Source organism: Kitasatospora sp. NPDC042419, from assembly GCF_056437345.1.
Genome location: NZ_JBWKAW010000041.1, coordinates 43,543 through 50,786 on the forward strand (window position 1 = coordinate 43,543; position 7,244 = coordinate 50,786).

A 7,244-nucleotide genomic window follows, 5' to 3' on the forward strand; every position below is an offset into this window, starting at 1 on the left:
CCCGGAGACATCGTGGCCGAGCAGTTCTACGCCGTCCTCAAGACCAACCACGGCGACATCACCCTCAAGCTGTTCCAGTTCCACACCCCGAAGACCGTGCGCAACTTCGTCGGGCTCGCCGAGGGCACCCTGGAGTGGACCGACCCGGCGACCGGCGAACCGGGCACCACCCCGCTCTACGACGGCACCACGTTCCACCGGGTCATCCCCGACTTCATGATCCAGGGCGGCGATCCGATCGGCGACGGCACCGGCGGCCCCGGCTACACGTTCCCGGACGAGTTCCACCCCGAGCTCTTCTTCACCAAGCCCTACCTGCTGGCCATGGCCAACTCGGGTCCGAACTCGAACGGTTCGCAGTTCTTCATCACCGTCCGCGCGACCCCGCACCTGAACCGCAAGCACACCATCTTCGGTGAGGTGGCCGACGAAGCCGGCCGGAAGGTCGTCGACTCGATCGCCGCCTCCCCCACCGGCCCGGGCGACCTCCCGCTCGACGACGTGGTCATCGAGTCCGTGGTGATCGAGCGCCGCTGACGGCCCCGGAGCGGGAAGCCGGCCCGTCCGGCTTCCCGCTCACCGCGCCGGGCGCGCGAAGGCCAGCTCCAGCACCGCCCGCGCCAGCTCCTCGACGCCGCCCTCCCCCCGGCCCTCCCCCCGGCTCTCCGGCAGCGCGCCGTTCAGCCAGAGGCCGGCGAAGCCGTGCGCCAGGGACCAGGCCGCGATCGTCGCCACCCGGTCCGAGCCCTCCTCCGGGGAGAGCTTCCGGCCGCTCGCGGCCAGCACCGCGCCCGCGCGCTCCCGCGCCGCCGCCATCTCCGGATCGTCCGCCCGGTACAGCTCCGGCCGGAACATCACCTCGAAGTACTCCCGGTGGTCGACCGCGAAGCGCACGTACGCCACCCCCGACCCGAACGGGTCCCCCGCCGCGCGCTCCAGGCTGTCCGCGAACAGCTCGAAGCCCTCCGCCGCCACCGCCGTCAGCACTCCCGTCTTGTCCCCGAAGTGGTGCGCCGGCGCGGCGTGCGACACCCCCGCCCGCCGCGCCAGTTCGCGCAGGCTCCACCCCGACGGCCCCGATTCGGCGATGGCCTCCAGCGCGGCGTCCAGTACCGCCCGCCGCAGGTTCCCGTGGTGGTAGCCGGACCGGCCCGGGTCGGTCTTCTCCATGCGCGTTCCTCTCCTGGGTGTCCCCTCCACCATATCTAGTCATTGACAAGATTACCTCCGAGCGCCAATCTTTCCAGTGACAAGATTGGAGTCCACCCATGGCACCCCTGATCGCCCTCGTCGGCGGCTTCGCCGTCCTCCGGCTGCTCGGCCTGATCGCCCTCGACGGCCTCGACGCCTGGCAGCCCGCCCTCCGCGGCGCCCTCGCGCTGATGTTCGTCACCACCGGCGTGCCGCACTTCGTGCCGTCCTGGCGCCGCCAGTTCGTCGCGATGATCCCGCCCGCGCTCCCGGCCCCCGCGCTACTCGTCACCCTCACCGGCGTCCTGGAACTCACCGGCGCCGCCGGCCTCCTGGTGCCCCCGCTCGCGGCCCCCGCCGCCGCCGGCCTCGCCCTGCTGATGCTCGCGATGTTCCCGGCCAACGTGTACGCGGCCCGCAACGGCCTGACCCTCGCCGGGAAGCCGGTCACCCCGCTGCCCGCCCGCACCGCGCTCCAGGTGCTCTTCGTCGCCGCGGCCGTCGCCGCCGCCGTCTGACCCGGCGGCCGCCCGGGGCCGCGACCGGCGGGGAAAAAGCGCGGACGCGGCCCGCGTGGTGCGGGCCGCGTCCGAATGCGGTGAAAGGGCCGGGCCCTTACTCCACGATGCCGGAGGAGGCGATGGTGATCTTGGCCGAGGTGCGGCCGCTCTGCGAACCGAGGCCCTCGATCTTCTTCACCAGGTCCAGGCCCTCGACGACCTCGCCGAAGACGACGTGCTTGCCGTCCAGCCAGTCGGTCACGATGGTGGTGATGAAGAACTGCGAGCCGTTGGTGTTGCGGCCCGCGTTGGCCATCGAGAGCTGGCCCGGCTTGGTGTGCTTGAGCGTGAAGTTCTCGTCCTCGAACTTCGCGCCGTAGATGCTCTTGCCACCGGTGCCGTCGCCGCGGGTGAAGTCGCCGCCCTGGAGCATGAAGCTCGGAATGACGCGGTGGAAGGACGAGCCCGCGTAGCCGAAGCCGTGCTCGCCGGTGGCCAGCTCGCGGAAGTTCCGGGCGGTCTTCGGGACGATGTCGTCGAAGAGCGTGAACACGATGCGGCCGGCCGGCTCGTCGTTGATGGTGATGTCGAAGTAAACGTTGGAACCCATGCAGGGATCATGGCATGCCGCGCGTCCCGGCGCGCGACACCCCCCGGGCCCCGGCGGCCCGCCGCGCCGTCCCGGCCGCGGACCCGGGGGGCGGGACCACCGCGCCGCCTTCGGGCGTCCGGGTGACCGGCCGGCCCCGGGGGCGCTCAGCCCGCCGTCCCCGCCCCTACCCCTGCGCCCGCCCCCGCCCCCGCGCCCGGGTGGGGCCGGCCGGCGCCGAGCGGCCGCTGGGCCAGCAGGTACGCCTGCGGGGTGCTCTCCTCCCCCACCGGCTCGCGGACCAGCCGGGTGGTGACCGTCAGGCCCGCGTCGGCGGCCAGCCCGGCGACGTGGTCGGGCTGCCGACGGCGGAAGTCCAGGGCCACCGGGTGGCCGAAGGGCCGGTCGATCCGCAGCGGCCGGTCGCCGACCTGGAAGGCCAGCAGCAGGTGGCCGCCGGGCGCGAGGACGCGGTGCAGCTCCGCGAAGACCCGGGGAAGCTGCTCCACCGGGGTGTGGATGATCGAGTACCAGGCCGCGGCCCCGGCCAACTCGCCGTCGGCGTACGGCAGGTCCAGCAGCGAGCCGACCTCGAAGCGGAGGCCCGGGTAGGTGGCCCGGGCCAGCTCGACCATCCGCGGCGAGAGGTCGAGACCGGAGACGTCCACGCCGAGGCCGGCCAGGTGATCGGTCACGTAGCCCGGACCGCAGCCCAGTTCGACCACCCGGCCGCCCGCCGCCAGCTCGGCGAAGGCCGCCAGCACCGCCCGGTCGACGGGCCTGGCGGCGAGCACGTCGCGGTACCGGTCGGCGTAGTCGGCGGCGACGGCGTCGTAGAACGCCCGGGCGGTGGTCAGGAACTCCGGCTCGGTGGTCACGGCCCCCGACCCTACCTGGGCGGGACGGGCCCTTCGGGGGGTCTCCCGGACCGGTCCGGCCGGCACGCCATAGCATCGCCGCCAAGGAGAACTGATCAAGGGGGAACGGGACATGAAGCGGATCGGTGTCTATCTGGCGCACCCGCGGGCGGGCAGCTTCAACCACGCGCTGTTCGACGCCGTCGTCGACGAACTGCGGGAGCGGCAGGGCTGCGAGGTGGTCGCGCACGACCTGTACGCGGAGGGGTTCGCGCCGCTGCTCACCGCCGAGGAGACGGAGACCGTGGCGGAGCACGGCCGGCAGCAGGGTGCCGGCGATCCGCAACTCGCCCTCCACCGGGCCGAGGTGGCCACCCTGGACGGGCTCGTCCTGGTCCACCCGAACTGGTGGGGCATGCCGCCCGCGGTGCTCACCGGCTGGGTGCAGCGGGTGCTCGTCCCGGGAGTGGCGTACAAGCTCGGCACCGCGGACGGCGAGCCGGTGGGGCTGCTGCGGGCCGGGCGGGCGCTGGTGCTGAACACCTCGGACACCCCGGAGGCCCGCGAGCAGGAGGAGTTCGGGGATCCGCTGCAGCGGATCTGGGCGGCCTGCGTGCTGCCCTACGTGGGCGTCACCGACGTGCGGCGGCGGGTGTTCCGCACGGTGACGGACTCCTCGGACGGCGCCCGCGCGGAGTGGCTCCGCCAGGCGCGGCAGGAGGCGGCGGCGCTGATCGGCTGAGGCGGGCCGGAGGAACGGCGCGGCGCGCGTAGACGGCGGGCCGCGGAGTGACCGACCGGGCCGGGGCGCGCGGGTGGCGGCGTGCGCGGGCGTGCTAGTGGTTGTCTGCAACAGGTGCGAACGCTCACCCGCGTCGCAACCCCGGCACCACCGCGTCACCGCGTCACCGCGCGACCCCGCGCCCTGCGTGCCCTGCGTGCCCTGCCACCCCGCACCGCCCGCGCCACCCGTGTCACCCCGTGCGAATCCGTGCTACCCCGGCCACCCACAAGGGAGACCCATGTTCACCGCACACACCCCCCGCCGCACCCCCGTGCGCCTGCTGCTCGCCGCCTTCGCCGCACTGGCGCTGCTGCTCTCGGGCGCCGCCACCGCGACCACCGCATCGGCCACCACCACCGGGCTGGACGGTGTCTGGGCCTGCACCGTCCCGGCCGGGTACACCTACGACCAGGTGTCCATGAACCGGACCTGCAGCTCCGGCAGTTGGAACGCACCGCAGTTCCACCTGCGCACCCCCGCCGACGGCCTGACCGCGTGTACCAGCGCCCCCGGCTTCGTCTACGACTCCATCACCTGGGGCAGCGCCTGCAGCCAGCAGCCCGGCGTGACCTCCAACGCGTACCACCTGCGGACGCCCTACGACGGCCTCACCGCCTGCATGGGCACCCCCGCCTTCACCTACGACCTGATCACCTACACGAGCGGGTGCAGCCTGAACCAGGGGACCCAGGCCACGACCTTCCGCCTGCGCAAGCCGGTCAGCGGCCTCTGGGCCTGCCAGGTCCCCAGCGGCTTCACCTACAGCGCCACCACCCAGAACTGGGACTGCAGCCACATCCAGGGCGTGCCGTCCACCAAGTTCCTGTTGCTCGGCTGAACCCGGCCGTGGGGGCAGGCCGCCCGGCGCCCGCCGGGTAGCCTGCCCCCATGGAGAACGACACGGCGCCCGGCGCCGAACCCCTGCACTGGCAGAAGGGGACTCTGGACCCCGACGCGTCCGCGCCCTGCCTGGAGATCGCCGCCGACGGGGACCTGATCAGGCTCCGCGAGTCGGACGCGCCCGACCTCGTCGTCACCACCAGCAAGGCGAAGCTGCGCGCCTTCATCCTGGGCGTGAAGGCCGGCGAGTTCGACCACCTGGCCTGAGGCCCGGGCGCGGGCCCGGGCCCGGGCCCGCGCCGGTCAGCCGAGGTCCAGCTCCGCGACGGCCTGGTCCCCGCTGAACTCCCCGGTCGGCCGGAAGCCGAGCTTCGTGTAGAACGCCCCGGGGCCGTCGTCGTCCGGCACGTAGGTGACGGTGATCCGGCTCCCGCCGCGCCGGCGGACCTCGTCCCCGACCTGCTCGACCGCGAAGCGGCCGTAGCCCCGGCCCTGGGCGTCGGCGGCGATGTTGAGCCGCCAGAGGCCGGAGCGCGGGAGGTCACCGGGCCGGTCCGGGTGGAAGGTGACGTCGAAGAAGGCCATCACGAACCCGACCGTCCGGTCCCCGTCGAGGATCAGCCGGGGCCAGGCCGTCTCGCCGTGCGCGTAGGCCTCGGCCAGCGACTTGACCACCGGGGAGACGAACCGCTCCTGGTCCGGACGGACCTTCAGCTCCAGGGCCGCGTCGATGTTCTCCGGGGTGACCGGTTCCAGGCGCAGCGACGGCGATACCGATGACGTAGACATGGCGGCCACCCTAGTGAGCGGCCTCCGGACCGTCTCCCGGTTTTCACGGTGCCGGCCTTCAGGGTGCCGGCGTGAAGACCAGCGAGGCGTTGTGGCCGCCGAACCCGAAGGCGTTGGTGAGCGCCGCGGTCAACGGCCCGCGGCGCGGCGCACCGGCTACCACGTCCAGCCCGACCGCCGGGTCCTGCACCTCCAGGTTGCGGGTGGCCGGCACCACCCCGTCGCGCAGCGCCAGCACGGCGGCGAGCGCACCCACCGCGCCGGCCGCGCCGAAGAGGTGACCGGTCATCGACTTGGTGGCGGTCACCACCGGGTGGGTGCCGATCGCCTCGGTGACCGACTCCGCCTCGACCAAGTCGCCCAGCGGGGTGGAGGTGGCGTGGGCGTGGACGTGGGCGACGTCCCGGGGCGAGAGCCCGGCCTCGGCCACCGCCCGGCGCATCGCCCGGACCTGACCCTCGGCGGCGGCCGCGGTGATGTGGTGGGCGTCCGAGGTGACCGCCGCGCCCGCGAGCACGGCGTGGGCGCGGGCCCGCCTGGCCGCGGCGAAGCCGGCCCGCTCCAGCACGACGACCGCCGCGCCCTCGCCGATCACGAAGCCGTCCCGGCCGACGTCGAACGGCCGGGAGGCCCGGCCGGGCTCGTCGTTGCGGGTCGAGTGGGCCCGGGCCTGGGCGAAGCCGGCCAGCGGCAGCGGGCAGATGCACGCCTCGGCGCCGCCGGCCACCACCACGTCGGCGCGGCCGAGCCGGATCAGGTCCAGGCCGAGCGCGATCGCCTCCGCGCCGGACGCGCAGGCGCTCACCGGGGTGTGCGCGCCTGCCCGTGCGCCCAGCTCGATCGAGACCCAGGCCGCCGGGCCGTTGGCCATCAGCATCGGCACGGTGTGCGGGGAGACCTTCCGCACGCCGGAGGCCTCCAGGACGTCGTCCTGGCCGAGCATGGTGAGCGCCCCGCCGGTGCCGGTGCCGATCACCACGGCCAGCCGCTCGGCGTCCACCTCGGGCGCGCCCGCGTCGGCCCACGCCTCACGGGCGGCGATCAGCGCGACCTGCTCGCAGCGGTCCAGCCGCCGCGCCCGCACCCGGTCCAGCACCTCGGACGGCTCCACCGCGAGCTGCCCGGCGATCCGGACGGGGAGCCCGGCGGCCCACTCCGCCTCGATCGGGCGGATGCCGGAGCGGCCGTCCAGCATCGCGGCCCAGGTCGAGGCGGCGTCCCCGCCGAGCGGCGTGGTGGCGCCGAGACCGGTGACGAGGACGGGCTCGGCGACCGGGCCGGCGGCACGGCGGGGGCGATTGTTGTCAGTACCCATCGAAGGAGCTCCATGACTGTTGTGGAGGTTGTGAGGTAGAGACAATTCGCCGCATCGGTGGATGCGGGGAGCTCTCGCCTCTTCGGCCACACTGCCACGGTGATGACGGTCATTCAGGTGCGCAAGCCAACCGATTCGCTTCGGGGGATCTTGTAGGAACCATCCAGATCACTCCGGTCGCAGGAGCAACGGCGGAGGCCCCCGGCCGCAGTAGCGGTCGGGGGCCTCCGGGCCGGCGTCACACCGGGATCGAACCAGGGTCGGAGCGGGGTCGGAGCGGGGTCACGGCAGGTTGCGGGCCATGACGATGCGCTGGATCTGGTTGGTGCCCTCGTAGATCTGCGTGATCTTCGCGTCCCGCATCATCCGCTCCAACGGG

11 protein-coding genes are annotated in these 7,244 nt (G+C 73.8%); 5 read left to right on the forward strand and 6 right to left on the reverse strand.

The features are described 5' to 3' along the window. Positions 1 to 12 precede the first annotated feature (12 nt). On the forward strand, positions 13 to 537 hold the full coding sequence (locus AC067J_RS40190; protein WP_478307756.1) for a peptidylprolyl isomerase: 525 nt from the start codon (positions 13 to 15) through the stop codon (positions 535 to 537). 39 nt (positions 538 to 576) lie between these two features. Here AC067J_RS40190 and AC067J_RS40195 read toward each other — a convergent pair whose 3' ends face one another. Further along, positions 577 to 1,170, reverse strand: a complete 594-nt coding sequence (locus AC067J_RS40195) for a TetR/AcrR family transcriptional regulator (protein WP_478307757.1) — start codon at positions 1,168 to 1,170, stop codon at positions 577 to 579. 98 nt (positions 1,171 to 1,268) lie between these two features. Between AC067J_RS40195 and AC067J_RS40200 the strand changes: the two genes are divergently transcribed. Then, positions 1,269 to 1,709 carry a DoxX family protein gene (locus AC067J_RS40200; protein WP_478307758.1) on the forward strand — a complete coding sequence of 147 codons (441 nt, stop codon included), beginning with the start codon at positions 1,269 to 1,271 and terminating at the stop codon, positions 1,707 to 1,709. A gap of 97 nt (positions 1,710 to 1,806) precedes the next feature. Here AC067J_RS40200 and AC067J_RS40205 read toward each other — a convergent pair whose 3' ends face one another. Both AC067J_RS40205 and AC067J_RS40210 read right to left on the reverse strand, forming a co-directional pair. After that, a complete protein-coding gene (locus AC067J_RS40205) occupies positions 1,807 to 2,301 on the reverse strand; it encodes a peptidylprolyl isomerase (RefSeq protein ID WP_478307759.1) in 495 nt (164 codons plus the stop codon). Positions 2,302 to 2,447: 146 nt separating this feature from the next. After that, positions 2,448 to 3,158, reverse strand: a complete 711-nt coding sequence (locus AC067J_RS40210) for a class I SAM-dependent DNA methyltransferase (protein WP_478307760.1) — start codon at positions 3,156 to 3,158, stop codon at positions 2,448 to 2,450. Positions 3,159 to 3,270: 112 nt separating this feature from the next. Between AC067J_RS40210 and AC067J_RS40215 the strand changes: the two genes are divergently transcribed. The 3 genes from AC067J_RS40215 (at position 3,271) to AC067J_RS40225 (ending at position 5,028) form a co-directional block, all read left to right on the forward strand. After that, complete coding sequence (locus AC067J_RS40215; RefSeq protein WP_478307761.1) at positions 3,271 to 3,879, forward strand: NAD(P)H-dependent oxidoreductase; 609 nt, start codon at positions 3,271 to 3,273, stop codon at positions 3,877 to 3,879. A 280-nt stretch (positions 3,880 to 4,159) separates the two neighbouring features. After that, complete coding sequence (locus tag AC067J_RS40220; RefSeq protein ID WP_478307762.1) at positions 4,160 to 4,759, forward strand: hypothetical protein; 600 nt, start codon at positions 4,160 to 4,162, stop codon at positions 4,757 to 4,759. 50 nt (positions 4,760 to 4,809) lie between these two features. After that, positions 4,810 to 5,028, forward strand: coding sequence for a DUF397 domain-containing protein (locus AC067J_RS40225; RefSeq protein ID WP_478307763.1), 219 nt, complete (start codon positions 4,810 to 4,812; stop codon positions 5,026 to 5,028). A gap of 36 nt (positions 5,029 to 5,064) precedes the next feature. On the opposite strand, the gene AC067J_RS40230 is transcribed toward AC067J_RS40225, so the two are convergent. The 3 genes from AC067J_RS40230 to AC067J_RS40240 form a co-directional block, all read right to left on the reverse strand. Next, positions 5,065 to 5,550, reverse strand: a complete 486-nt coding sequence (locus tag AC067J_RS40230; RefSeq protein WP_478307764.1) for a GNAT family N-acetyltransferase — start codon at positions 5,548 to 5,550, stop codon at positions 5,065 to 5,067. Positions 5,551 to 5,608: 58 nt separating this feature from the next. Next, positions 5,609 to 6,865: a beta-ketoacyl-[acyl-carrier-protein] synthase family protein gene (locus AC067J_RS40235; RefSeq protein ID WP_478307765.1), complete on the reverse strand. Its 1,257-nt coding sequence runs from the start codon at positions 6,863 to 6,865 to the stop codon at positions 5,609 to 5,611. 282 nt (positions 6,866 to 7,147) lie between these two features. Beyond that, the coding region (locus AC067J_RS40240) for an acyl-CoA dehydrogenase family protein (RefSeq protein WP_360021341.1) at positions 7,148 to 7,244 on the reverse strand (97 nt) is incomplete at its 5' end.